A 24,303-nucleotide genomic window follows, 5' to 3' on the forward strand; every position below is an offset into this window, starting at 1 on the left:
GCCCAAAGTTATTTTCGAAGTGTTAAGCAGAAGTTATATCTGAAATAACAAGCTCTTTGGTTTCTTCCTTTTTTTGAGTTTCAATTCTGCTTGCCCAGATACACCGGAATCCGGAGGAGGCAGCTCCAGTGTAAGGCTTGTTCTTTTCAGTGGGATGCAGGATAAGAAATACTATGGCATACTCGTAATCTGAGTATAATTCAAAATCCAGTTTACAGGAACCCATTTTAACCTCCAGTGGATAAATCTCTGAATACTTTACACAACTTGAAGATCGCAACTTAGTGCGGTCGATAAAGATGCAGAGAACACCATATATATAACCGTCCGGAAATTTCCTGTTAAAGTTCGGTGCTTGGCTCCATTCTACCTTAACTGTTATTATCGTCCCATCAACATTAATGTTCCATTCAGGGGACGCCAGACGGTTGAACGTGTATTCTTCATAGACCTCGAAGTTTATAAATTTTGTCGGATCCAGGCATGGGCTGCCTTTGTAAGCTGCTCTGGTGAGTGATAGTAATCTGGGCCAAAACCAACGAGGTTTAGTTTCGTACAAGAATGGTAAAAGCTCTTTTCTTATCAGGGAGGCATCTTTATTAGATATACTTTGCTCCTTACTGCTCATTTTCATTTTATCATTCAAGGTCACCTCTGTGTACGTGCCCCGCTTTGCGCGCTGGTGCTCTCCGTAAGTGTTGCTTTTAACTGTTATCAGGTCGTCATTTTTCTTTTTAGGTTTTTTGCTTTTTTTCATGCCAGGAAAAGGTTTAATTGTATCTTTATAAGATTATCATCTAAGGTAATCCTTCCTTCGGTAAAATTCAATATAATTTCAGCGACCTTATAGCGACCTTACAGCGATGTTATAGCGACCTTATAGCGATATTTATTGTGGAAGCATTTGTACCTGGTTCGTACCTGGTTCGTACCAAAGGGCAGACAGATTCGGGAGACAGGGCAGAAGCGTTCGGGAGAGCTAGCCCGGGCTGCGAACGCTTTCCGAACTAATCCCGAATAAATCCTGACGGTCTCCCAAGGCTGTCTCCTTTTCTTTCTTTATTTGGTAATAATCCTTCGAGAAGCGCTCTAGTTTAATTCGAAAATATGCGGCATTTCATACTTCTTCCAGATCTCCTGATCTGTCATGAATTCTTGGATTAAGAATACCTGAGCTTCCAACCGGCTAATAGCGAACCACTAAACTTATTCTTGAAAAAATAAAAAAATAACTCCCTCACTATTTGATAATTAAAGTATTGTCTCTATCTTTGCCGACCCATTTAGGGGGTACTATGCCTTGAGCGAAGCCCTACTGCTTCGATGGGCGAAAAAAGAAACAAAAGAAAATGTCAGGAATTATTGGTAAAAAAGTAGGAATGACCAGCATTTTCGACGCCGAAGGAAAAAACATTCCTTGTACGGTGATCGAGGCTGGCCCTTGCGTTGTAACGCAGATTCGTACCGCCGAGAAGGACGGGTACGAAGCGGTTCAGTTGGCTTTCGATGAGAAGAAAGAAAAAAACACGACTCAACCATTAAAAGGCCATTTCGCTAAAGCAGGAACAACTCCTAAGCGTAAGCTTGTTGAGTTTAAAACCTTCGAAGACGAAAAGACTTTAGGCGACACTGTTACAGTTGAGATCTTTGCAGAAGGCGACTTCGTTGATGTAGTTGGTACTTCAAAAGGTAAAGGTTTCCAGGGTGTTGTTAAGCGTCACGGTTTTGGTGGTGTGGGTGGTCAAACTCATGGTCAGCACAACAGAATGCGTGCTCCAGGTTCATTAGGAGCTTCTTCATGGCCTTCACGTGTATTCAAAGGAATGCGCATGGCTGGTCGTACAGGTGGTGCTCGTGTTAAAGTTCAGAATCTTCAGATCCTGAAAGTTTACGCTGAGCAGAATTTATTAGTTGTTAGCGGTTCCATTCCGGGAGCAAAAGGTTCTTACGTAATCGTTGATAAATAAGATGGAAGTTAATGTAGTAAACATTTCAGGTAAAGAAACAGGTGCCAAGGTGCAACTTCCTGAAGCGATTTTCGGTGTAGAGCCAAACGATCACGCAATTTACTTAGATGTTAAGCAATACCTTGCGAACCAACGTCAGGGTACTCACAAATCTAAGCAACGTAACGAAATTGCAGGATCAACCCGCAAACTATACAAACAAAAAGGTACTGGTGGTGCCCGTGCTGGTAACATTAAATCACCTTTATTCAATGGTGGTGGTCGTGTTTTCGGTCCTCAGCCACGTGACTATAGCTTTAAACTGAACAAAAAGTTAAAGCAATTAGCTCGTAAATCAGCCCTTTCTTACAAAGCACAAGATAACAACATTGTAGTTTTAGAAGATTTCTCTTTCGATGCGATCAAAACTAAAAGCTACGCTAAGTTAATTGCTGACTTAAATGTTGCCAACGAGAAAACTTTGTTAGTATTACCGGCTGCTAATAACAATGTGTACTTATCAAGCAGAAACATCAAAAAAGCAAAAGTTATCACTGCTGACCAATTAAACACTTACGATGTGTTGAACGCTGGCAAACTTTTGTTAACTACTGATTCTGTTAAAAAATTAGAGGAGGCACTGGCCAAGTAATATGGAAATTTTAAAGAAACCTATTTTAACAGAAAAAGCATCGATTCTAACTGAGAAGCTGAATCGTTATGCATTTAAAGTAGATCACAGAGCCAACAAATTGCAAATTAAAACAGCAATTGAACAAATGTATGGTGTTAACATCGCAGCTGTAAACACTATCGTGGTATCTGGAAAGACAAAAAGCCGTTACACAAAAGCAGGAAATGTATCTGGTAAAACAGCCAAGTACAAAAAAGCGATCGTAACGCTTAAAGATGGTGAAACTATAGACTTTTACGGCACTATATAATTAGACATGGCAGTTAGAAGATTTAAACCAGTTACCCCTGGAACTCGTTTCCGCGTTGGAGGCGATTACTCAGATGTTACTACAAACGTTCCTGAAAAATCGTTAGTAGTTTCTATTAAGAAGTCAGGTGGTAGAAATAACACTGGTAAAATGACTATGCGTTATCTCGGTGGGGGACATAAAAAGTCATACCGATTGATTGATTTTAAACGCGATAAACACAACATCCCCGCAACAGTTGCCACAATTGAGTACGATCCTAACCGTACAGCCCGTATAGCATTGCTACATTACGCTGATGGTGAGAAGCGTTACATTATTGCTCCTGAAGGACTAACAGTTGGACAAACTGTAGTATCCGGAGAAGCATCAGCTCCTGAAGTTGGAAATGCACTTCCGTTAAAGAACATTCCTCTTGGTTCAATCATTCATAACATTGAATTGAATCCTGGTCAGGGTGCTTCAATTGCACGTAGTGCCGGTACTTATGCACAGCTTTCTGCTCGTGATGGTAAGTACGCTATTATTAAATTGCCTTCTGGCGAAACCCGCATGATCCTTGCAACTTGTCTTGCAACTATCGGATCAGTATCAAATGCCGAAAAATCAAATGAGGTATTAGGTAAAGCTGGACGTAAACGTTGGTTAGGTTATCGCCCTCGCGTTCGTGGTGTTGCCATGAACCCGGTAGATCACCCAATGGGTGGTGGTGAAGGAAGAGCTTCCGGAGGTCACCCACGTTCAAGAAAAGGTTTATTGTCTAAAGGTTACAAAACCCGTAACAAGAAGAAAGCTTCTAGTCGTTACATTATCGAAGGGAGGAAAAAATAATGGCACGTTCAATTAAAAAAGGCCCTTATATCGACCACAACTTATTGAAAAAAGTTGATGTTCTTAACGAAAGCAGTAAAAAGACTGTGATCAAAACTTGGTCTCGTCGTTCTATGATCTCTCCGGATTTCGTAGGTCACACTTTTGCTGTTCACAACGGAAATAAATTTATTCCAGTTTATGTAACTGAGAATATGGTTGGTCACAAGCTGGGAGAGTTTGCTCCAACGAGAACTTTTAGAGGTCACGCTGAAAAGAAAAAATAAGCCATGGAAGCAGTAGCAAAATTAAATAATTGCCCTACCTCACCTCGTAAAATGAGACTGGTTGTTGACCTGATCCGTGGTGAGCGTGTAGAAAAGGCACTTTATATCTTAAAGTATACAAATAAAGAAGCTGCACAGAGAGTTGAGAAACTTCTTCTGTCAGCAATAAAAAACTGGGAAGCGAAAAACGAAGGTCAACGTCCTGAAGAAAGCGAACTGTTTGTGAAAACAGTTATGGTTGATGGAGGTCGTCAGTTAAAAAGACTTAGACCAGCTCCTCAGGGTCGTGGATACAGAATTCGTAAACGTTCTAACCACGTAACATTGGTAGTTGACAGTAAAATCGCACAAAACTAATTTATAGGAAATGGGACAAAAAGCACATCCAATAGGTAACCGTTTAGGAATCATCAGAGGTTGGGATTCTAACTGGTTCGGTGGCAACAACTACTCCGATAAATTAGTTGAAGACGAAAAAATCCGTAAATATTTATCAGTACGTATCTCTAAAGGCGGTATAGCTAAATTAGTTATCGAGCGTACTCTTAAACGTATAACTGTAACTATTCACACTGCACGTCCAGGTATCGTTATTGGTAAAGGCGGTCAGGAAGTTGACAAGATCAAAGAAGAGTTAAAGAAACTTACTAAAAAGGATGTTCAAATTAACATCTTCGAGATCAAACGTCCTGAGCTTGATGCTCAATTAGTAGGAGAGAGCGTTGCAAAACAGTTAGAAGCTAGGATTTCTTTCCGTCGTGCAATGAAAACTGCTATCGCGTCAACAATGCGTATGGGTGCAGAAGGTATCAAAGTAATGTGTTCTGGTCGTTTAGGTGGTGCCGAGATGGCGCGTACTGAACAGTATAAAGAAGGCAGAATTCCTCTTCACACTTTCCGTGCAGATATCGACTATGCATTAGCTGAAGCGTTAACTACTTACGGTAAGATCGGTATCAAGGTATGGATCTGTAAAGGTGAAGTATACGGTAAACGTGACCTTTCTCCAAACATCGGTCAAACTTCTAACACTCGCGGAAGAAACGAAGGTGCTTCGAACTTCGGTGGAAATGAAAGAGGTGGAAATGACAGACGCGGTGGAGATAGAAGAGGTGGAAACGATCGTGGCGGAAACCGTGGTGGAAATAACCGTGGTGGACAAGGTGGTCAAAACCGTGGAGGAGGCCAAAACCGTGGTGGAAACCAAGGTGGTGGTTTCAGAGGAAAGAAATAATTGAATTTTTAAAATCGTTTGACGATATAAAAAGATACTAAAATGTTACAGCCAAAAAGAACGAAGTTCAGAAAAATGCAGAAAGGCAGAATGAAGGGTCTTGCAACTCGTGGTGCAGAACTTTCTTTCGGATCTTTCGGTATTAAATCTCTCGAACCAGCCTGGATTACTAGTCGCCAGATCGAAGCTGCACGTATTGCTGTTACACGTTATATGAAACGTGAAGGACAAGTGTGGATTCGTATTTTCCCTGATAAACCTGTTACCAAGAAACCTGCAGAGGTTCGTATGGGTAAAGGTAAGGGAGCTCCTGAATATTGGGTAGCTGTTGTACGCCCAGGTAGAATGATTTTTGAAGCTGAAGGTGTGCCTTTGGAAATTGCTAAAGAGGCATTACGTTTAGCCGCTCAGAAATTGCCGGTTCAAACAAAATTTGTAGTACGTAGAGATTACGTAGAAGCATAAAAAGGTTTTGAGTTGTGAGTTGTAAGTTTAAGTAATCACTTACTTACAACATACAACCTGCAACATAGAACAAGAAATTAAAATGAAACAGTCAGAAATTTTAGAGCTATCAACAGAAGAGATCGTTGCAAGGATTAACGAGGAAAAAGCAAGTTTAACTAAGTTAAAATTTGCTCATGCAGTTTCTGCAATCGAAAACCCTTCTCGCATCGCGAACATCAGAAAAGATATTGCTCGTTTAAACACAGAATTGACTAAGCGCAAAGCGGCTTCAGCTGCTGAGTTACAGTCCGCTTCTGAAACTGAATAATAGTAAAAGTCGACATGGAAAGACGATTAAGAAAAACCCGTATCGGGTTGGTAGTAAGCAACAAGATGGACAAGTCTATCGTTGTTTCTGTAGAAAGGAAAGTAAAGCACCCTATCTACGGTAAATTCGTAAAGAAAACTACCAAATTTATGGCTCATGACGAGGCTAACACTTGCGGTATTGGCGACACAGTGTTAATTATGGAGACTCGTCCGCTGAGTAAAACTAAGAACTGGAGATTAGTTGAAATTTTAGAGAGGGCTAAGTAACATGGTACAACAGGAATCAAGACTGAATGTTGCTGACAACAGCGGAGCTAAAGAAGTTTTAGTGATCCGTGTCCTAGGCGGTACTGCAAAAAGATATGCATCTTTAGGTGACAAAATAGTTGTTACTGTAAAAAGTGCTATCCCTTCTGGTAACGTAAAAAAAGGTACTGTATCTAAAGCAGTAGTTGTTAGAACTAAGAAAGAAGTAAGACGTAAAGACGGATCTTACATCCGCTTCGACGACAACGCAGCCGTATTGTTAAATAACCAGGACGAGCCACGTGGTACACGTATCTTTGGCCCGGTAGCTCGTGAGTTGCGTGAAAAACAATTCATGAAAATTGTATCATTAGCACCGGAGGTATTGTAAAATGGGAAATATCAAAAATACACAAGCCAAGCTTAAAATCCGTAAAGGTGACCTAGTGCAGATCATTGCAGGTGACTCTAAAGGAAAACAAGGTAAGGTTATTGAAGTACTTGTTAAAGCTAACAGAGTAGTTGTAGAAGGTGCAAATCTTGTATCTCGTCATACTAAGCCTAACGCTGCTAACCCTAACGGTGGTATCGTTAAGAAAGAGGCGCCTATCCATATTTCTAATTTAGCAGTTGTAGATCCTACATTAGGAAAACCTACACGCGTTGGCAGAAAATTAAACAGCGAAGGTAAATTAGTTCGCGTAGCAAAAAAATCTGGGGAGGAAATTAAGTAATGGCTTACGTACCAAGATTAAAATCGAAATATAAAGAGGAGATCCGCACAGCGCTTAAGGATAAATTCCAGTACAAAAGCGTTATGCAAGTTCCTAAATTAGAGAAGATCGCAATTAACCAAGGTGTTGGTTCTGCAACTTCTGACAAAAAACAAATTGAGAACGCTATCAACGAGTTGACTACAATCACTGGTCAGCAAGCTGTTCCTGCGAAATCAAAAAAGGATATCTCTAACTTTAAATTACGTAAGGGAATGCCTATTGGTGTTCGTGTAACTTTACGTGACAATAAGATGTATGAGTTCCTTGATCGTTTGATCGCAGTAGCTTTACCTCGTATCCGTGATTTCAAAGGTATCAATGATAAAGGTTTCGATGGAAATGGAAACTATACATTAGGTATCTCTGAGCAAATCATCTTCCCTGAAATCAATATCGATAAGATCAATAAGATCCAGGGTATGGATATCACCTTTGTGACTTCTGCAAAGAATGATGTTGAAGCGCTTGAGTTATTAAAGCAATTCGGATTACCATTTAAAAATCAAACAGTAAATAATGGCTAAAGAAGGTGTTAAAGCGCGTGAAGTTAAACGTGCGAAATTAGTTGCCAAATATGCTGATAAAAGAGCTGCTCTTAAAGAGGCTGGCGACTTTGAAGCTTTAGATAAATTACCTAAAAATGCTTCTCCGGTACGTTTGCACAATCGTTGCAAGCTAACTGGTCGTCCTCGTGGATATATGCGTCAGTTTGGTATTTCACGTGTTACATTCCGTGAAATGGCTCTTGCTGGTAAGATCCCGGGAGTAAAGAAAGCAAGCTGGTAATAATATACTAAATCAAAAGTTAGAGTTAAGAGTAAAAAGCTTGATCCTCAGGATCCTTTTGATATTTAATTTTTAACTTTTGAATTTTTAGGAAAAAGGTTAATTAAAATTCAAAAATTATCGCTTTGATAGTTTTTGAATTTTTTTTGTACCTTTGCGTTCCAATTTTAAATTTTAACCGATGGAAGGTCGTCCCTGTGACAGGGAAGGAAACCACCATCAAAAACAAGTATAATGAATACAGATCCAATAGCAGATTATCTTACAAGAGTAAGGAATGCCATCAAGGCCAACCATAGGGTTGTCGAAATTCCTGCATCAAACCTCAAAAAAGAAATCACAAAAGTTCTTTTTGACAAAGGTTACATCGCGAACTACAAGTTTGAAGATTCTAACATTCAAGGCACTATCAAAATCGCTTTGAAGTATCATCCGATTACTAAAGTTCCTGCTATTCGCACCATTACACGTGTGAGTAAGCCTGGTTTGAGAAAGTATGCAGGTGTTGATAAAATGCCACGTGTTTTAAATGGTTTAGGTATCGCTATCCTATCTACTTCTAAAGGTGTAATGACCGACAAAGAAGCTAGAAACTTGAACATCGGTGGCGAAGTTTTATGTTACGTTTATTAATCAGGAGGATTAAAAGATGTCAAGAATAGGAAAAGCGCCAATCGCAATCCCGGCTGGAGTTACGGTTACAGTTTCTGAACAGAACCTGGTTACTGTAAAAGGTCCAAAAGGAGAATTAACTCAATTAGTTGATTCAGATATTACAATCGCTCAGGAAGAAGGAAATGTTGTTGTTCAACGTCCGTCTGAACAGAAGCGTCATAAAGCATTACATGGTTTATACCGCGCTCTGATCTTTAACATGGTTAAAGGTGTAACTGAAGGTTACAAAGTAGAGCAAGAGTTAGTAGGTGTAGGTTACCGTGCTACAAACACTGGTAATACATTAGACCTTGTATTGGGTTATTCTCACCACTATGTATTTGAGTTACCAAAAGAAATCAAAGTAGCTACAACTGCAGAAAAAGGTAAAAACCCTACAATTATTTTAGAAAGTATCGACAAACAATTATTAGGACAGGTTGCTGCAAAGATCCGTTCTTTACGTGCACCAGAACCATATAAAGGTAAAGGTATCAAGTTTGTTGGTGAAGTGTTAAGAAGAAAAGCTGGTAAATCGGCATCTAAAAAGTAATCATCATGGCAGGAGTAAAATTATCTCGCAGAGAGCGAATTAAAAAAGGAATCAGAAAAAGATTAACCGGTTCTGCAGAGCGTCCACGTTTATCTGTTTACAGAAGCAACAAAGGAATCTACGCTCAGATTATTGATGATACAACCGGTAGAACTATCGTTTCATCTTCATCTTTATCAAAAGATTTTAGCGCAACTGGTAACAAATCAGAGCAGTCTAAAGCTGTAGGTAAAGCAGTAGCTGAGAAAGCTGTTGCGGCTGGTATCAGTCAGGTAGTATTTGACAGAAATGGTTATTTATACCATGGACGTATTAAATCATTGGCTGAAGGAGCTCGCGAAGGCGGTTTATTATTCTAAACACAGATTACACAGATTGTAGTTGTTTGCACCGGTCGGTGTAATCGATTAAAATCGGTGAAATCCTAACAAACAAAAGATGTCAACAATAAATATTAAAAGAGTTAAATCTAGCGAGATTGAATTAAAAGATCGCTTAGTTAGCATCCAACGTGTAGCGAAAGTTACCAAAGGAGGTCGTACTTTCTCTTTCTCAGCTATCGTAGTGGTAGGTGATGAGAACGGAGTAGTTGGTTACGGTCTTGGTAAAGCAAAAGAGGTAACTGAAGCAATTGCTAAAGGTATCGACGATGCTAAAAAGAATCTTGTGAAAGTTCCTGTTATCAACGGAACTGTTCCTCACGAGCAATATGGTAAGTTTTCAGGAGGTTTCGTTTTCATTAAACCTGCTGCAAACGGTACAGGAGTTATCGCAGGTGGTGCGATGCGTGCAGTATTGGAGAGTGCTGGTATCCACAACGTATTAGCAAAATCAAAAGGTTCATCAAACCCACACAACGTGGTTAAAGCAACAGTTTCTGCGCTTTCACAAATGCGTGATGCTTTCACTGTAGCTCAGCACCGCGGTGTTGATCTTAATAAAGTTTTTAACGGATAATACCATGGCGAAGATCAAAGTAACTCAAATTAAAAGCGTTATCGATAGAAGCGAACGCCAGAAGAGAACTATCCAGGCTTTAGGTTTAGGTAAAATCAACAAGTCTGTTGAAGTTGAGGCTACCCCGGCTATTATCGGGATGGTAAGAGCAGTTAATCATTTAGTAGCAGTAGAAAGTATTTAATCATGAACTTAAGTAATTTAAAACCCGCAGAAGGTTCAACCAAAAATAGAAAGCGCATTGGTCGCGGTACTGGTTCTGGCCGTGGTGGTACTTCAACACGTGGTCATAAAGGAGCTGGTTCTCGTTCAGGAACTTCAACGAAAGTTGGTTTCGAAGGAGGTCAAATGCCTTTACAACGTCGCTTACCTAAAGTTGGCTTCAAGAACATTAACCGCGTGGAATACGTTGGTATTAATCTTGACGTCCTTCAAGGTCTAGCTGAAAAATTCAATTTATCTGCAATAAACTTCGATACTCTTAAAGAACACGGACTAATTTCTAAAAATGATTTAGTTAAAATTCTTGGAAGAGGCGAGTTAAAAGCTAAATTAGATGTTACCGCTCATGCTTTTACAGCAACTGCTCAAAAGGCAATTGAATCAGCAGGTGGTGCAATCGTTAAATTGTAATTAATTAATGAAGAAGCTTTTCACTACTCTTTCAAATATCTGGAAGATAGAGGATTTAAGAGTGCGTATTTTAAACACACTCTTATTTCTTTTAATTTATCGTATAGGATCATTTATTACGTTGCCGGGTGTTAATCCCCTGGCGCTTGAAAGTCAGCAGAAGGCTGGGATACTTGGTCTGTTAAACATGTTTGCAGGTGGATCATTTTCACGTGCTTCTATTTTTGCGTTAGGGGTAATGCCTTACATATCTGCATCCATTGTTGTGCAGTTGTTGGGTATTGCTATTCCGTATTTCCAGAAGATGCAGAAAGAAGGTGAGAGCGGTAGGAAGAAACTAAACCAAATCACTCGTTACCTTACTGTTGTGATCACTTTTGTTCAAGGTGCTGCTTATGCCCGTACTCAAATTCCTGTTGAGGCGAAGGTATTAGGCGAGCCTTGGTTCACTGTTGCTACAATGGTTATTCTAACTGCAGGCACTTTATTCGTAATGTGGCTTGGGGAGAAGATCACTGACAAGGGTATTGGAAATGGTATATCATTAATCATAATGGTGGGCATTATCGCTCAGTTACCTGCTGGAATTATATCAGAGTTTCAGTCAAGATTAGGTAATGGAGGAATTATTGCTTTCATTGTAGAACTGATTGCATTATTTTTCATCGTAGTATTTACAATCCTTATTGTTCAGGGCGTTCGAAAGATTCCTGTACAGTATGCTAAGAAGATTGTAGGAAACAAACAATATGGCGGGGTTCGCCAGTACATTCCTTTAAAAGTGAATGCTGCCGGTGTTATGCCGATCATTTTTGCTCAGGCAATTATGTTTATTCCTGCTACAGTTGGACAGTTCTTTCCTAGTGCTCAAGGCTCATTTCTTACTTCTTTAAGTAATTATACTTCAGTAGCATATAACGTAACTTTCGCAATTCTCATCATAGCTTTCACTTTCTTCTATACAGCCATCACTGTTAATCCGGTACAAATGTCTGATGATATGAAGAAAAACGGAGGGTTTATACCTGGTGTTAAGCCTGGAGCAACCACCGGAGAGTACATTGATGCTGTAATTTCGAAGATTACATTACCAGGAGCGGTCTTCCTGGCCATCATTGCCATTTTGCCTTCTATTGCTAACGTATTAGGTATCAACAGTCAATTTGCTCACTTCTACGGTGGTACGTCTTTGTTGATCTTAGTAGGTGTAGTTTTAGATACGCTTCAGCAAGTGGAAAGCCATTTATTAATGCGCCACTATGATGGTTTAATGAAAACTGGAAGACTTAGAGGACGTACTCCTATTGCCTCTGGTACTGGCGCTGCCGGGTCTACCATCTAATTATGTCGAAAGTTTTATATAAGACTTCAGAAGAAATAGAACTAATAAGGAAAAGTTCCTTATTAGTTTCTAAAACTTTAGCTGAAGTAGCTAAAGTAATCGGGCCAGGTGTAAAAACCATAGAGCTCGACCGTTTAGCTGAAACTTATATACGTGATAATGGAGGTGTTCCTGCATTCCTTAATTATAACGGATTTCCTTATTCTCTTTGTATCTCTCCAAATGACCAGGTGGTTCACGGCTTTCCCGGTGAATATGAGCTTAAAGATGGAGATATTATTTCAGTAGACTGTGGTGTAATTCTAAACAAGTTTTTCGGTGATTCTGCTTACACCTTCACAGTAGGTGAAGTTCCAGAAGAAACAAAGAAGCTTTTAGAGGTCACCAAGGAATCTCTGGTAAAAGGTATTGAAAGGGCTGTTGCCGGTCTTAGGGTTGGCGACATCAGTTATGCAGTTCAGGAACATGCCGAAAAACATGGTTACGGAGTAGTTAAAGAGCTTGTTGGACATGGAGTTGGTTTTAAACTTCATGAAAAACCTGAAGTTCCTAATTACGGTAAACGTGGTTCAGGAATGAAACTGGAAGAAGGTATGGTGCTGGCAATCGAACCAATGATCAATGCAGGTAAAGCTGCTATAAAGTTTTGGAAAGATGGCTGGACCGTAAGTACTAAGGACAACCAACCCTCGGCTCATTTCGAGCATACGGTAGCCGTCAGGAAAGGCAAAGCGGATGTGTTATCGACCTTCGAGTATATAGAAGAAGTTTTAAGATAAAAAAAATTATTATTTAAATTTTTTTGTTTAATTTTGCGCTCCCGAATTAGCGGGCCTAATTAAATAGAAATCAATAAAATATGGCTAAACAAGCCTCTATTGAGCAAGACGGAATCATTAAGGAAGCATTATCTAATGCAATGTTTCGCGTAGAGTTGGAGAACGGACACGAGATCATTGCACATATATCAGGTAAGATGCGTATGCACTATATTAAAATTTTGCCTGGGGATAAAGTTAAGCTTGAAATGTCTCCTTATGATTTAACAAAAGGCAGAATAACTTATAGATATAAATAAGATGAAGGTTAGAGCATCAATTAAAAAGCGTAGTGCGGATTGTAAGATCATCCGTCGTAAGGGTAAGCTTTATGTTATTAACAAAAAGAACCCTAAGTACAAACAACGCCAGGGATAAAATTAATTGAAGGAGTGAATGGAGAGATATCACCAGATCGATACATTCATGAATTCAGTCATTCAATCATTTAAATAAAATATGGCTAGGATAGCAGGTATTGATTTACCAAGAAACAAAAGAGGAGAGATCGGACTTACTTACATTTTCGGTATCGGCAGAGCTACAGCTCAAAGGATCTTAGATCAAGCTGGTATTGACCGTAATGTAAAAGTACAAGAGTGGACCGATGATCAGTTAGCAGCAATCCGTACAATCATTAATGACGAAATTAAGGTTGAAGGTGCTTTACGTTCTGAAGTGCAATTAAACATTAAGCGTTTAATGGACATCGGATGTTACCGTGGATTACGTCACCGTAAAGGTTTACCAGTTCGTGGTCAGAGAACCAAGAACAATTCACGTACACGTAAAGGAAAACGTAAAACAGTTGCTAACAAGAAAAAGGCTACTAAATAATACCAGATAAGTAATGGCTAAGACTAAAAAAGTAACCAAAAAGCGTATTGTTGTTGTTGAACCAGTTGGGCAGGCACACATTAACGCTACTTTCAATAATATCATTGTTACTCTTACCAACAGTCAGGGACAGGCTATTTCCTGGTCTTCTGCAGGTAAAATGGGTTTCAAAGGATCTAAAAAGAATACTCCTTATGCGGCATCTCAAGCAGCGTCTGACTGTGGTAAAGTTGCTTACGATTTAGGATTACGTAAAGTTGAAGTATTCGTAAAAGGTCCTGGTGCCGGACGTGAGTCTGCAATCCGTACACTTCAAACTGCAGGTATTGAAGTAACAACGATCAAAGATATTACTCCGCTTCCGCACAACGGATGCCGTCCTCCAAAGAGACGTAGAGTATAATAGCTTTCGGCGTTAGGCTGATCGCAAGGAGCTGAAAGCTCAAAAGAAATTTATTGTTAAAGCTAAGATTCGGTAGCTAAAGGCTACCAGATACTTTAAAGAAAATACAATGGCAAGATATACTGGCCCAAAAAGCAAAATCGCCCGTAAATTCAGAGAACCAATTTTTGGTCCTGACAAAGCATTAGAAAGAAAGAATTATCCTCCGGGCATGCACGGTGCTTCAAAGCGTCGTGGTAAACAATCTGAATACGCTATCCAGCTTCAGGAAAAACAAAAAGTTAAATATACATATGGAGTTTTAGAGCGTCAGTTCGAAAACTTGTTCCATACTGCTTCTTCTAAAGAAGGTATTACTGGTGAAAACCTTTTAAAATTATTAGAAGCTCGTTTAGATAATACAGTTTATCGTTTAGGAATTGCTCCTAGCCGTTCAGCTGCTCGTCAATTGGTAGGTCACAAGCACATTACTGTAAATGGCGAAGTTGTAAATATTCCTTCTTACTCTCTACGTGCAGGTGATGTAGTAGCTGTTAGAGAACGTTCGAAGTCTCTTGAAACCATTTCTAATTCTGTTGCCGGAAGAAGAATTAACAAACATACTTGGTTAGAGTGGGATGCAAACAGTTTAACTGGTAAATTCTTAAGCTATCCTAACCGCGATGAGATCCCTGAAAATATCAAGGAGAACCTTATCGTCGAGTTATACTCTAAATAACATATTTAAGCTGCCCCTACCGGGGCGGCTATTACAGTTTAAAAACATTAACTGAATATAAATGGCAATATTAGCATTCCAAAAGCCTGATAAAGTTATCATGCAGAAATCTACGGATTTCGACGGTACATTTGAGTTTCGTCCGTTGGAACCAGGTTTCGGTGTTACCATCGGTAATGCTTTACGTCGTATTTTATTGTCTTCGCTTGAGGGCTTTGCAATCACCTCGGTTCGTATTTCAGGTGTTTCTCACGAGTTTTCTACAATTAAAGGTGTTGTAGAAGATGTAACTGAGATCATCTTAAGTTTGAAACAGGTTCGTTTTCAAAAGACAGGCGAGTCTGGCGATTCTGAAAAAATATTCGTAATCATTAACGGTCAGGAGCAGTTTAAAGCTGGAGATATCACAAAGTTCTCTAACAATTTTACTGTATTAAACCCTGATCTAGTGCTTTGTAACATGGAGCCTTCTGTGACTTTAGAAGTAGAGTTAACAGTAAACAAGGGTCGTGGTTACATTGCCGCTGAAGAAAATAAAAATGCTGACGCGCCAGTGGGTGTGATTGCTATCGATTCAATCTACACACCTATTAAGAACGTTAAGTATACTATTGAAAACTATCGTGTAGAGCAAAAAACTGACTATGAGAAGTTAGTGCTTGACATCTCTACTGATGGTTCTATTCACCCTGAGGATGCTTTGAAAGAAGCAGCCAAGATCCTGATCCATCACTTCTTGCTATTCTCTGACGAGAATATTATGCTTGAGGCACAGGCTAAGGAAGAAACTAAAGAAGTTGATGAGGAAATCCTACACATGCGTAAGATCCTTAAAACAGAATTAGTTGATCTTGATCTTTCTGTTCGTGCATTAAATTGTCTTAAAGCAGCAGATATCCGTACCCTGGCTGATCTTGTTTCTTATGATGTTGCTGACATGTTAAAATTCAGAAACTTCGGTAAGAAATCATTGACTGAAATTCAGGATTTGGTTAAGTCAAAAGGTCTTTCTTTTGGTATGAACCTGTCTAAGTATAAATTAGACGAAGAATAATCGGACCTTCAATAGGTCTTTATCATACAAATATCTCTGAGAAGAGAAATACTTATAAGCGACATGTTTATAATTCCCTCGTAAGAGACGGTATAGGCATGTAAAACGAAAACATAATGAGACACGGAAAAAAAGTTAATCACTTAGGTCGTACCGACAGCCATAGGAAGGCATTGTTGGCTAATATGGCCTCCTCGCTTATCGAACACAAGCGTATTACTACAACATTAGCTAAAGCGAGAGCTTTACGTACTTATGTTGAGCCATTAATCACTAAGGCTAAAAACGATACTACTCACTCTCGTCGTACAGTATTTAGCTACCTTCAGAATAAGGAAGTTGTTGCTGAACTTTTCCGCGACATCGCTGAGAAAGTAGCTAACCGTCCTGGTGGTTATACTCGTATCATCAAGTTACCTAACCGTCCTGGTGATAACGCAGAAATGGCTTTAATAGAGCTTGTAGATTATAACACTGTTTATACTAAGGAAGCTCCTGCTGCTACTGAGAAGAAATCTACTCGTCGTCGCGGTGGCTCTGGTAAAGCTAAGAAAGTTTCAGCAGCACCTGCTGCTGAAACTCCAGCTAATGATGCACCAGCTGCTGATGCACCATCAACTGAAGAAACAGCTTAGTCCTTTAGAAATGAATATACAAAAAAGCCCTGTGATTTATCACAGGGCTTTTTTGTATGAATAGAATTCTGGTACTTCTTCTTTTCTAACAAATCCTCCCGTTAATATAATTTTTTAAAAGTTAACTACTGGACCGGCTGTTTCCCAAGTTGGATCTACAGCAACGGTGAAGCTTGCATTTGTGGTGAATAGAGAACCCTCTAATCTCGTCTTCTTGTTGGTGTAGAAGGTGCAGCTTAAATTCTTTTGAGCGACAATTTCTTCTCCAGCATAAGCAATTATTTGTACCGCCCGTATCCCATTAGCAACTACATAGGTGGAAATTACGTTAGTGCCACTGTTAGAAGGATTAACTCCACTTATTTTATCTACATTTCCTCCACTGCTATCCCGATAAAAGTTATAGAATGGCGCATCATCAACGATTACTCGAATGGAGGTTATATTGGATGGTATAGCGTCTTTTATTACTACATCTAGTCCCGCAACCATTCTCGTCAAGGTTACCTCTTGATTCAACGGTTCTCCACCTACAGTGAAAAGAACCTTTTTGTAAAATATCTGATCAACTGGTATAAAGGGTATTGCGACAGAAGTCATGGTATTGAAGTGGCAATTGCTATAGAGCATGTCTGGCCATTGGCCGCCAAGTCCGGCAAGTCTGTAAAATTGGTGTCCACTTGCAACAATTATGGCTACATAATTACCCGGTACCAAGGCCGCAGTAATAGTTCCGAAATTACTATCGGAACGCTTATAAGTTCTATCGAAAGCGAGAAATCCATCCGTTAAGGTTTCGTCATCAAATTTATAGATCTGGCAATATAGCTTGGGAGCATATTTCATCAGAGTGTCATTAGAGCTGACGTTAATGCTTTTTTGAGGATTAATTTCGGTGACTGTTTGTTGGAACCCGTTCGTGCTGAAAGTAACCACTTGTTTGTTTTTTTCAAGTTTTTCTGGTTCTATTGGATTCTTTGAACATGACATACTTAAACTAACCGCCAAGAATATCATTAAGTAGATATGAGATAGTTTCATAGGATATGTGATAGGGGGAGATTTCCTCTCCCCGTTTAGTTTTAAATTATAGTAGTGATGGTGAATACTAACTCTAAAAAGGTATCACTGGTCCTGGCTCACCCCAGGCAGGGTCTACTGTTACTGCAAACTGAGCATCAGATGAGAATAGCTTGCCCTTCAGACTCGTCTTTCTATTTGTGAAAAAACTACAGTTAACAATTTTTTCAGCCACGGTTCCATCCTGAGAAAGAGCTCTTATTGTTACTTTCCTTGTGCCATTTGCCAATACAAACATGGATATGGTTTTTTTACCAGGGGCTTGGTGTGGATAGAATCCAGCAATTTTATCAACATTGTTAGATCGAGTATCGGTCTTAAAACTGTAAATTGCGGTATCATCAACTATTAGGTCTATTGCGGTAACATTCGGAGGTATCTCATCGGTAATAGAAAGATCAAGTCCCGCAACTATTCGTTGCATATTTACCGTTTGATTTACTGCCTGGTCTGCAACCGTGAATAATACCTTTTTGTAAAAAATTTGATCTACAGGGCGATGCTGATCAGTCATAGCTGACACAGTATTAAAATGCGAGTTGGAATAGATCTCATCTAACCAGCCGCTGCCAAGCCCCATGAGACGATAAAACATATGACCGCTTCCTACAAATATTGCTACATAATTTCCTGAAGCAAGAGATGTATCTATTTTACCAAATCCTTGTTGAGTAGATAGTTGTGATTTCGAATACACTAAATAAGCTTCTTCGGGGTTCTCATCACTAAATTTATAGATCTGACAATACAACTTTGGAACATACTTTTTTAATGAATCGTCAAGCACCGAGTTTTTCAATTTGGCACTCGCTAAAGTTTCATGCGTTTCCGTAAACTGTGTGGCTTGGAACTTAACCTTGTAAAGATCCTTTTTTCCTTCTGGCTTTAGTTCAGACTTACTGCATCCTGCCGCTACTAGTCCTAATAGCAGGCAGAGGTGAATGTAAATTTTTTTCATAGTAATAGATTTTATTTGTTTTAATAATCAGGAGTTTCTGATATCGCTGTTGAAGTATTTGCGGTTGGTGGGTTGGTTAGTTCTGGAAAATATAAATACCCTGTCAGGTTCGCGAAAAAAAAATTATGTATGGAATTCTTTTTTGAGGGATTGATAATGAGGGTATTAGCTTTCATAGATGTAGATTTAGACGGTTGATGCTTATACTACCTAATTTTGAAGATCTTATTCTCCAATAAGATAATATTTAATTGTTTAAAGGTATGAAGGTTACTTCAAAAATTTAAGGTAAAATTAATTTTTGTTAGGGCTTCAATTAAAGGTTAAAAAAATAGTAAAATCTTAATAAGGGACTTGTTTTCTAATGATTTTTTAATAAAAACAAAATGGTAGGTAGATAAGGTGTGAGAATCAGCGATTTAGTTTAGGCTTAAAGGTGTTATGTTTAAAAAATGAAAGAGAGAACTAACTCCCTTTCATTTTTTTAATATACTATTACCAGAGCTTATTAGGGTACGTTCCGTTTGCTATCAGGTCAGATAGACTTTGTTGTACGATAGGCTTATCTTCTTTGTAAGTTACACCGAACCATTTTGAAGCTGTTGGAATAACTTTGAAATTAGCCTCACCTGTTCTAACTAATTCTTCAGCCATTAAAGGAATAAAGAACTCTGCTTTAGGGTTATTCTCGTTTGCTTCTACGAACCGTTTGAACATAGGTTCAGCTTGTTTAAATATTGCTGGTGTGAAGCCCCAGAAGTTCATAGACGCACGTGCATCATCATCTAATGGTGTTGTTGTGCCATCTTCATCTTCGTAAACGATAACTCCGTCTTTTTCATATACTTTTGTACGTTCGTTTATTTGTACCAGGTTTCCTTCAGGAGATACTTTACAAATTCCGCGGGAAACTGAGCCATGTTCAGATAAAGTTTTATCTACCTGATAACCCATTAAGGAGAAATAATCATCTCGAACTTCGGAAGTTAAAAATTGAGCCATTTTCTCAAATGCTTCATAGCCATAGAAATCATCCGCGTTGATTACACAGAATGGCTCTTGAACCTGATTAGCTGCTTCTAGTACAGCATGTCCGGTTCCCCATGGTTTTTGTCTTTCAATAGTCTTATCAATACCGTATTTGGATAAATCGTAGCTTTGGAAAACAAAGTCGATCTCAACTTTTCCCTCTAATTTAGGAGCGAAAATACCTTTGAAGCTGTCCAAAAATTCTTCGCGAATGATAAATGTTACTTTGCCGAATCCTGCACGAATTGCATCGTAAATAGAATAATCGATAATAGTTTCGCCGTTAGGGCCAAAGCCATCAACTTGTTTCATGCTACCATAGCGGCTCGCCATGCCTGCAGCTAAGATTAGTAAAGTGGGTTTCATGCAGTAAATTTAAAAAATGGATTGTTAATTAATAATTATCACGAATAAACTTTGTTATAATTATTTTATCGTAATAATGTTTTAGCTTTCCTGCAAAAATTTCATTTTTAATTTGACCAATCTCCTTAACTCTGTATAAAAAGAAAAAGGCAGCACAGATTTTGTGCCGCCTTCTTCCTCAAGAGTCCTATGATTTTATTAACGGCCTCTTTGTAATAATATTTTATTTTACTTCAAATACCTGAAGTCCTGGCCAGCTTCAATTTTAAGTAAAGATTCGTAAATTAATCGGATAACGTTGTCTACATCTTCTTTATGTACCATTTCGACTGTAGTATGCATATAGCGCAATGGCAGGGAGATGAGCGCAGATACTACGCCGTCATTGGAGTAGGCAAACGCGTCTGTGTCAGTACCGGTCCAGCGTGAGGAAGCTTGGCGCTGGAAGGGAATTCCTGCTTGTTCTGCTGCCGCAATTAGTAATCGGTTTAAATTGTTGTGAACTGATGGGGCGTAGGAAACAACGGGGCCTTTTCCGGCAGCAAGATCACCTTGAACAACTTTGTTGATCATCGGTGTCTGGGTATCATGAGTTACGTCCGTAACGATAGCCACATTAGGTTTAATCCTGTTAGCAATCATTTCAGCTCCTCTAAGCCCAACTTCTTCTTGTACCGCATTAACTATATATAGTCCGAAAGGAAGAGACTTTGCATTTTCTTTTAGTAGGCGTGCAACTTCTGCAATCATGAATCCTCCAACACGATTGTCTAAAGCACGGCCCACATAGTAACGATCATTTAAAACTAAGAATTCATCTTCATAAGTAATAACACAGCCTACATGTATTCCAAGAGCTTCAACTTCTTCTTTAGTTGTGCACCCACAATCAAGGAAGATGTTTTTTAAAGTAGGAGCCTCTTCTTTTTCTCCATTTCTTGTATGTATTGCAGGCCAGCCAAATACAGCTTTTACAATACCTTTATCTGTGTGAATATTAACGCGTTTCGAAGGCGCAATTTGGTGATCCGACCCTCCGTTCCGGATGACATAGATTAGGCCATCCTTTGTAATATAATTTACAAACCAGGAAATTTCGTCACAATGTGCCTCAATAACTACTTTATATTCCGCCCCTGGATTGATCACTCCTACTGCTGTTCCGTAGTTATCAACATAATATTCGTCTACATATGGCTTTACATAATCTATCCATAGTTGCTGCCCGGTCCATTCAAACCCGGTAGGGGAAGGTGTATTAATATAATTTTCAAGGAATTTTAATGATTCTTCGGTAACAACCTGCACATGTTTGTCTTCTTTATCTTCTGCCATGCTATGTATTAATTAATAGTTTGAAATGTAATAATTCCTATATCAACAAATGTAAAAATTTAAAAATGTTTAAAGGCGATCTCCTTATTTCGCTCCTGGATATAAGGGTAACAAATACTAGTTAAGTAAAGACCACAGGCCGGAACTGATGTACCGGCGTTTGAGCGACTTTTACTTTTTATGATGGTATGTAAGTCTTCAACTACGAGCTTATCGCGACCGATTTCAAGTAAAGTTCCTACGATTGCCCTTACCATATTCCTTAAGAAACGGTCGGCGGAAATATGAAAAACATAACCATTACTTGTTCTTTCCCATTCAGCTCTGATTATCTTGCAATTGTTGGTAAACACTTGGGTGTTTGACTTACTGAAGCAGCTGAAATCAATATACTGAAATAGAATCTTTGCCGCTTTATTCATTTCTTCGATATCAAGGTCATCTTTAACCAACCAGGAGTGATTGTGTTTGAACGGGTTTTTTTCCTGATGAATATGGTACTGATATGAACGACTAGTTGCATCAAATCGAGCGTGAGAATCGCCCCCAACTTTAATAAATCTAAAAACAGCTATATCGAAGGGAAGGAGAGCGTTAATTCCATTTATTTCCTTTTGCTCCAGTGATATTATCTTATCCACAAGGTCGAAATGGGCGAAAAACTGAGTAGCATGGACTCCGGTATCGGTGCGTCCACATCCAACTGTTTCTATCTTTTGCCGGAAAAAAATCGATAAAGCTTTATCCAATAATTCCTGTACCGAAGTGGCATTAGGCTGTACTTGCCAACCATGATAAGCTGTTCCATTGTAAGCGAGCTCGATGAAATAACGGGTAATTTGCTGCACGTGATTAATTCGTTTTCCTCCCTCGGATCGAACTTTTTCTATTTTTTTTGTTTGTATCCAATGGGGATTTAAAAGTGAAAAAATTCTCTAAGTTTGCACTACTTTATTATTGAATTATGATACAAAGAATACAATCAGTTTGGCTGTTTCTGGCTTCAATAGCTATTTTTCTACTATTTCTTTTCCCTTACATACAATTTGCAGATCCAACAGGTATTTATAAAGCAATAAAAGTAACTGGTTTGTACAAGGCAACAGGCGAGGGGGCTGTGATAGAACAGGCGTTCACCGCTTTAACCATTGGAACTGTTGTGGTAGGTTTAATTCCTCTTGCAATCATTTTCTTTTATAATAATAGAAAAAAGCAATTAAGCTTTTGCTATATAGCCATAATTATTGTTCTGGCTTATAGTTTTTGGTTAGTGGAATCAGCAAAAGAATATGTGGGAGATCTAAATCTTCAGATGCAGAATTATGGTTTGGGAGTGTTCTTACCTTCGCTTTCTATTTTGTTTTTAGTATTGGCTTCAAGAGGAATACGGAAAGATGAAAGGTTAGTGAAATCGGCGGACAGATTAAGATAAAAAAATTTGGATTGCAAAAAAGCCTGAAAGCAAAACTTTCAGGCTTTTTTGTTTCTAACACATTTGATCATTGTTAAAACAAATACAAGTCAAAAGCTCTCTGAATAGTAGTGTAAATTTTACAAATCCCAATCTCTCAATTTTTTTTTAAGATATAACTTCGTACGCCATGTAGTGGCAGTTAACCAATATGAAAAAATACTTATTATTCTGCTGTTGTTTGCTTATTCTACAGTCATTAAGTGCCAGGGAAAGGGATCCTAAATGGACAAAAAAGGTCGGATCTGTTAAGCTTGTCTTCAAGAATGCCACCTTTAAAGTAAATAGTTATGGAGCTGTCAGTGATGGAAAAACTTTAAACACTCAAGCAATTCAAAAAGCAATTGATGATTGTGCAGCTAAAGGGGGAGGAGTAGTGAGCTTTGAGCCTGGCAGATATCTAAGTGGGGCAGTATTTGTTAAGGAAGGTGTAAACCTTCGTATTGACAAAGGTGTGGAAATATTGGGAAGTTCTGATATTAAACACTTTCCTGAAATTAACTCACGAATAGCAGGTATAGAAATGCCTTGGCCCGCGGCCTTAATTAATATCATTGGGCAGAAAAAAGCAGCGGTAACGGGTGATGGTATTGTAAACGCACAGGGCAAGCCTTACTGGGATTATTATTGGAATCTTCGAAAGGAATATGAAGCGAAAGGGCTGCGTTGGATCGTAGATTATGATGCGAAACGTCCTAGAACCTTTCTAGCTCAGGAGTCTTCTAATATATTATTATCTGGCCTTACTTTTCAGCAGGCAGGTTTCTGGACAGTTCAGATTCTCTATTCTCATCATGTAACCATTGACGGAATTACCATTCAGAATAATATCGGAGGTCATGGACCAAGTACTGATGGTATTGACGTAGATTCTTCCTCCTGGGTGTTGATCCAGAACTCCGATATCGATTGTAACGACGATAATTTTTGTTTAAAAGCTGGGAGGGACTGGGATGGATTGCGTGTAAACCGCCCTACTGAATATGTTTTAATCCGTGATTGTGTTGCAAGGGCTGGGGCAGGTTTATTAACTCTTGGAAGCGAAACAGCAGGCAGTATCAGACACGTTTTGGCTAAAAACCTAAAGGGGAATGGAACAAGCAATGGCTTAAATATAAAGTCGGCGACAACCCGAGGTGGCGTAGTGGAGGATATTCATTTTAAAGATATTGAATTAAATAACGTTGGAGTAGTGGTTAGAGTAAGTATGAACTGGAATCCTGCTTACAGTTATTCGACCTTGCCTGCGGGGTATAATATAGAAACAGTTCCTCCCCATTGGAAGGTGATGTTAACCAGGGTAGAGCCCGCAGAAAGAGGTATTCCGAAGTTTAAGGATGTTTATATATCAAATATAAACGTAAATGGAGCAAAAGGTGCAGTTATTGTAGCGGAAGGTCTTAACAGTTCTTTATTAAGTAATTTTTCTTTCAAGAATTTCAATGTAACCAATGCGACTAAAGCCGGAAGTATTTCATTTGCGGAGAATTGGACGACTAGCAATGTGAACATTTCAACAAAAGATGCTAGTAAGGTGACGATTAAGAATTCGACTAACGTAAGTTTTTAGGCCTTACAACTGCCTAAGGTTAGGTTGATAAAAATAAAACAGCAGGCGATCTTTTTGATTGCCTGCTGTTTATGGCATGCACCC

The 24,303-nt window shown here is 39.0% G+C and carries 37 protein-coding genes; 31 read left to right on the forward strand and 6 right to left on the reverse strand.

Annotation, left to right across the window (positions count from 1 at the left end; translation table 11 throughout):
- Positions 1 to 22: 22 nt before the first annotated feature.
- On the reverse strand, positions 23 to 757 hold the full coding sequence (locus J4N25_RS10985; RefSeq protein WP_207422250.1) for a hypothetical protein: 735 nt from the start codon (positions 755 to 757) through the stop codon (positions 23 to 25).
- Positions 758 to 1,349: 592 nt separating this feature from the next.
- Between J4N25_RS10985 and rplC the strand changes: the two genes are divergently transcribed.
- The 29 genes from rplC to rplQ all read left to right on the forward strand — a co-directional run bounded on the left by rplC (position 1,350) and on the right by rplQ (position 16,410).
- The gene (gene rplC / locus J4N25_RS10990) at positions 1,350 to 1,967 is read left to right on the forward strand and encodes a 50S ribosomal protein L3 (RefSeq protein WP_207422251.1); all 618 of its coding nucleotides are present in this window, start codon (positions 1,350 to 1,352) and stop codon (positions 1,965 to 1,967) included.
- Between the two features lies 1 nt (position 1,968).
- A complete protein-coding gene (gene rplD, locus J4N25_RS10995) occupies positions 1,969 to 2,598 on the forward strand; it encodes a 50S ribosomal protein L4 (protein WP_207422252.1) in 630 nt (209 codons plus the stop codon).
- Position 2,599: 1 nt separating this feature from the next.
- Positions 2,600 to 2,890: a 50S ribosomal protein L23 gene (gene rplW, locus J4N25_RS11000; protein ID WP_207422253.1), complete on the forward strand. Its 291-nt coding sequence runs from the start codon at positions 2,600 to 2,602 to the stop codon at positions 2,888 to 2,890.
- A 6-nt stretch (positions 2,891 to 2,896) separates the two neighbouring features.
- Positions 2,897 to 3,721: a 50S ribosomal protein L2 gene (gene rplB / locus J4N25_RS11005; protein ID WP_207422254.1), complete on the forward strand. Its 825-nt coding sequence runs from the start codon at positions 2,897 to 2,899 to the stop codon at positions 3,719 to 3,721.
- Positions 3,721 to 3,987 (forward strand): 30S ribosomal protein S19, encoded by a 267-nt coding sequence (gene rpsS / locus J4N25_RS11010; protein ID WP_207422255.1) that lies wholly within the window; start codon positions 3,721 to 3,723, stop codon positions 3,985 to 3,987. The genes rplB and rpsS overlap by 1 nt, the downstream gene beginning before the upstream one ends.
- A 3-nt stretch (positions 3,988 to 3,990) precedes the next feature.
- Positions 3,991 to 4,344: a 50S ribosomal protein L22 gene (rplV, locus tag J4N25_RS11015; RefSeq protein WP_207422256.1), complete on the forward strand. Its 354-nt coding sequence runs from the start codon at positions 3,991 to 3,993 to the stop codon at positions 4,342 to 4,344.
- Between the two features lie 10 nt (positions 4,345 to 4,354).
- On the forward strand, positions 4,355 to 5,221 hold the full coding sequence (gene rpsC, locus J4N25_RS11020; protein WP_207422257.1) for a 30S ribosomal protein S3: 867 nt from the start codon (positions 4,355 to 4,357) through the stop codon (positions 5,219 to 5,221).
- A gap of 42 nt (positions 5,222 to 5,263) precedes the next feature.
- Positions 5,264 to 5,686 carry a 50S ribosomal protein L16 gene (gene rplP, locus J4N25_RS11025; protein WP_207422258.1) on the forward strand — a complete coding sequence of 141 codons (423 nt, stop codon included), beginning with the start codon at positions 5,264 to 5,266 and terminating at the stop codon, positions 5,684 to 5,686.
- An 82-nt stretch (positions 5,687 to 5,768) separates the two neighbouring features.
- Positions 5,769 to 5,996 (forward strand): 50S ribosomal protein L29, encoded by a 228-nt coding sequence (gene rpmC / locus J4N25_RS11030; protein ID WP_207422259.1) that lies wholly within the window; start codon positions 5,769 to 5,771, stop codon positions 5,994 to 5,996.
- 14 nt (positions 5,997 to 6,010) lie between these two features.
- Positions 6,011 to 6,265 (forward strand): 30S ribosomal protein S17, encoded by a 255-nt coding sequence (gene rpsQ, locus J4N25_RS11035; protein WP_207422260.1) that lies wholly within the window; start codon positions 6,011 to 6,013, stop codon positions 6,263 to 6,265.
- Between the two features lies 1 nt (position 6,266).
- Positions 6,267 to 6,635 (forward strand): 50S ribosomal protein L14, encoded by a 369-nt coding sequence (gene rplN, locus J4N25_RS11040; protein WP_207422261.1) that lies wholly within the window; start codon positions 6,267 to 6,269, stop codon positions 6,633 to 6,635.
- 1 nt (position 6,636) lies between these two features.
- Positions 6,637 to 6,978 carry a 50S ribosomal protein L24 gene (gene rplX, locus J4N25_RS11045; RefSeq protein ID WP_207422262.1) on the forward strand — a complete coding sequence of 114 codons (342 nt, stop codon included), beginning with the start codon at positions 6,637 to 6,639 and terminating at the stop codon, positions 6,976 to 6,978.
- Positions 6,978 to 7,544 carry a 50S ribosomal protein L5 gene (gene rplE / locus J4N25_RS11050; protein ID WP_207422263.1) on the forward strand — a complete coding sequence of 189 codons (567 nt, stop codon included), beginning with the start codon at positions 6,978 to 6,980 and terminating at the stop codon, positions 7,542 to 7,544. Before rplX ends, rplE begins: the two co-directional genes overlap by 1 nt.
- Entirely contained in the window at positions 7,537 to 7,806 is a 270-nt protein-coding gene (rpsN, locus tag J4N25_RS11055; protein WP_207422264.1) for a 30S ribosomal protein S14, read from the forward strand. The genes rplE and rpsN overlap by 8 nt, the downstream gene beginning before the upstream one ends.
- A gap of 234 nt (positions 7,807 to 8,040) precedes the next feature.
- Positions 8,041 to 8,439, forward strand: a complete 399-nt coding sequence (gene rpsH, locus J4N25_RS11060; protein WP_207422265.1) for a 30S ribosomal protein S8 — start codon at positions 8,041 to 8,043, stop codon at positions 8,437 to 8,439.
- Between the two features lie 16 nt (positions 8,440 to 8,455).
- Positions 8,456 to 9,013 (forward strand): 50S ribosomal protein L6, encoded by a 558-nt coding sequence (gene rplF, locus J4N25_RS11065; RefSeq protein ID WP_207422266.1) that lies wholly within the window; start codon positions 8,456 to 8,458, stop codon positions 9,011 to 9,013.
- A 5-nt stretch (positions 9,014 to 9,018) separates the two neighbouring features.
- Positions 9,019 to 9,372, forward strand: coding sequence for a 50S ribosomal protein L18 (gene rplR / locus J4N25_RS11070; RefSeq protein WP_207422267.1), 354 nt, complete (start codon positions 9,019 to 9,021; stop codon positions 9,370 to 9,372).
- A gap of 79 nt (positions 9,373 to 9,451) precedes the next feature.
- On the forward strand, positions 9,452 to 9,970 hold the full coding sequence (gene rpsE / locus J4N25_RS11075) for a 30S ribosomal protein S5 (RefSeq protein ID WP_207422268.1): 519 nt from the start codon (positions 9,452 to 9,454) through the stop codon (positions 9,968 to 9,970).
- 4 nt (positions 9,971 to 9,974) lie between these two features.
- Positions 9,975 to 10,154, forward strand: coding sequence for a 50S ribosomal protein L30 (rpmD, locus tag J4N25_RS11080; RefSeq protein ID WP_207422269.1), 180 nt, complete (start codon positions 9,975 to 9,977; stop codon positions 10,152 to 10,154).
- Positions 10,155 to 10,156: 2 nt separating this feature from the next.
- Positions 10,157 to 10,603, forward strand: a complete 447-nt coding sequence (rplO, locus tag J4N25_RS11085) for a 50S ribosomal protein L15 (RefSeq protein ID WP_207422270.1) — start codon at positions 10,157 to 10,159, stop codon at positions 10,601 to 10,603.
- 7 nt (positions 10,604 to 10,610) lie between these two features.
- On the forward strand, positions 10,611 to 11,945 hold the full coding sequence (secY, locus tag J4N25_RS11090) for a preprotein translocase subunit SecY (RefSeq protein ID WP_207422271.1): 1,335 nt from the start codon (positions 10,611 to 10,613) through the stop codon (positions 11,943 to 11,945).
- Positions 11,946 to 11,947: 2 nt separating this feature from the next.
- Complete coding sequence (gene map, locus J4N25_RS11095) at positions 11,948 to 12,724, forward strand: type I methionyl aminopeptidase (RefSeq protein WP_207422272.1); 777 nt, start codon at positions 11,948 to 11,950, stop codon at positions 12,722 to 12,724.
- 80 nt (positions 12,725 to 12,804) lie between these two features.
- Positions 12,805 to 13,023 (forward strand): translation initiation factor IF-1, encoded by a 219-nt coding sequence (gene infA / locus J4N25_RS11100; RefSeq protein WP_021071231.1) that lies wholly within the window; start codon positions 12,805 to 12,807, stop codon positions 13,021 to 13,023.
- A 1-nt stretch (position 13,024) separates the two neighbouring features.
- Positions 13,025 to 13,141, forward strand: coding sequence for a 50S ribosomal protein L36 (gene rpmJ, locus J4N25_RS11105; protein ID WP_008506259.1), 117 nt, complete (start codon positions 13,025 to 13,027; stop codon positions 13,139 to 13,141).
- Positions 13,142 to 13,222: 81 nt separating this feature from the next.
- Positions 13,223 to 13,600 carry a 30S ribosomal protein S13 gene (gene rpsM, locus J4N25_RS11110; RefSeq protein ID WP_207422273.1) on the forward strand — a complete coding sequence of 126 codons (378 nt, stop codon included), beginning with the start codon at positions 13,223 to 13,225 and terminating at the stop codon, positions 13,598 to 13,600.
- Between the two features lie 13 nt (positions 13,601 to 13,613).
- A complete protein-coding gene (rpsK, locus tag J4N25_RS11115) occupies positions 13,614 to 14,003 on the forward strand; it encodes a 30S ribosomal protein S11 (RefSeq protein ID WP_207422274.1) in 390 nt (129 codons plus the stop codon).
- 109 nt (positions 14,004 to 14,112) lie between these two features.
- A complete protein-coding gene (rpsD, locus tag J4N25_RS11120; protein WP_207422275.1) occupies positions 14,113 to 14,721 on the forward strand; it encodes a 30S ribosomal protein S4 in 609 nt (202 codons plus the stop codon).
- A gap of 61 nt (positions 14,722 to 14,782) precedes the next feature.
- Positions 14,783 to 15,775, forward strand: coding sequence for a DNA-directed RNA polymerase subunit alpha (locus tag J4N25_RS11125; RefSeq protein WP_207422276.1), 993 nt, complete (start codon positions 14,783 to 14,785; stop codon positions 15,773 to 15,775).
- Between the two features lie 116 nt (positions 15,776 to 15,891).
- The gene (rplQ, locus tag J4N25_RS11130; protein WP_207422277.1) at positions 15,892 to 16,410 is read left to right on the forward strand and encodes a 50S ribosomal protein L17; all 519 of its coding nucleotides are present in this window, start codon (positions 15,892 to 15,894) and stop codon (positions 16,408 to 16,410) included.
- A gap of 114 nt (positions 16,411 to 16,524) precedes the next feature.
- Here rplQ and J4N25_RS11135 read toward each other — a convergent pair whose 3' ends face one another.
- The 5 genes from J4N25_RS11135 to truA form a co-directional block, all read right to left on the reverse strand.
- Positions 16,525 to 17,451 (reverse strand): hypothetical protein, encoded by a 927-nt coding sequence (locus J4N25_RS11135; RefSeq protein ID WP_207422278.1) that lies wholly within the window; start codon positions 17,449 to 17,451, stop codon positions 16,525 to 16,527.
- 73 nt (positions 17,452 to 17,524) lie between these two features.
- Positions 17,525 to 18,448, reverse strand: coding sequence for a FimB/Mfa2 family fimbrial subunit (locus J4N25_RS11140; RefSeq protein ID WP_207422279.1), 924 nt, complete (start codon positions 18,446 to 18,448; stop codon positions 17,525 to 17,527).
- 495 nt (positions 18,449 to 18,943) lie between these two features.
- The gene (locus J4N25_RS11145; RefSeq protein ID WP_207422280.1) at positions 18,944 to 19,843 is read right to left on the reverse strand and encodes a nucleotidyltransferase family protein; all 900 of its coding nucleotides are present in this window, start codon (positions 19,841 to 19,843) and stop codon (positions 18,944 to 18,946) included.
- A 228-nt stretch (positions 19,844 to 20,071) separates the two neighbouring features.
- Positions 20,072 to 21,178 carry a M42 family metallopeptidase gene (locus tag J4N25_RS11150; protein ID WP_207422281.1) on the reverse strand — a complete coding sequence of 369 codons (1,107 nt, stop codon included), beginning with the start codon at positions 21,176 to 21,178 and terminating at the stop codon, positions 20,072 to 20,074.
- 59 nt (positions 21,179 to 21,237) lie between these two features.
- Positions 21,238 to 22,026 carry a tRNA pseudouridine(38-40) synthase TruA gene (gene truA, locus J4N25_RS11155; protein WP_207422282.1) on the reverse strand — a complete coding sequence of 263 codons (789 nt, stop codon included), beginning with the start codon at positions 22,024 to 22,026 and terminating at the stop codon, positions 21,238 to 21,240.
- Positions 22,027 to 22,142: 116 nt separating this feature from the next.
- On the opposite strand from truA, the gene J4N25_RS11160 reads away from it, so the two are divergent.
- A complete protein-coding gene (locus J4N25_RS11160; protein ID WP_207422283.1) occupies positions 22,143 to 22,610 on the forward strand; it encodes a DUF4293 domain-containing protein in 468 nt (155 codons plus the stop codon).
- Between the two features lie 190 nt (positions 22,611 to 22,800).
- Entirely contained in the window at positions 22,801 to 24,219 is a 1,419-nt protein-coding gene (locus tag J4N25_RS11165) for a glycoside hydrolase family 28 protein (protein ID WP_207422284.1), read from the forward strand.
- The last annotated feature ends 84 nt before the right edge of the window (positions 24,220 to 24,303 follow it).

This window comes from Desertivirga brevis, from assembly GCF_017355835.1.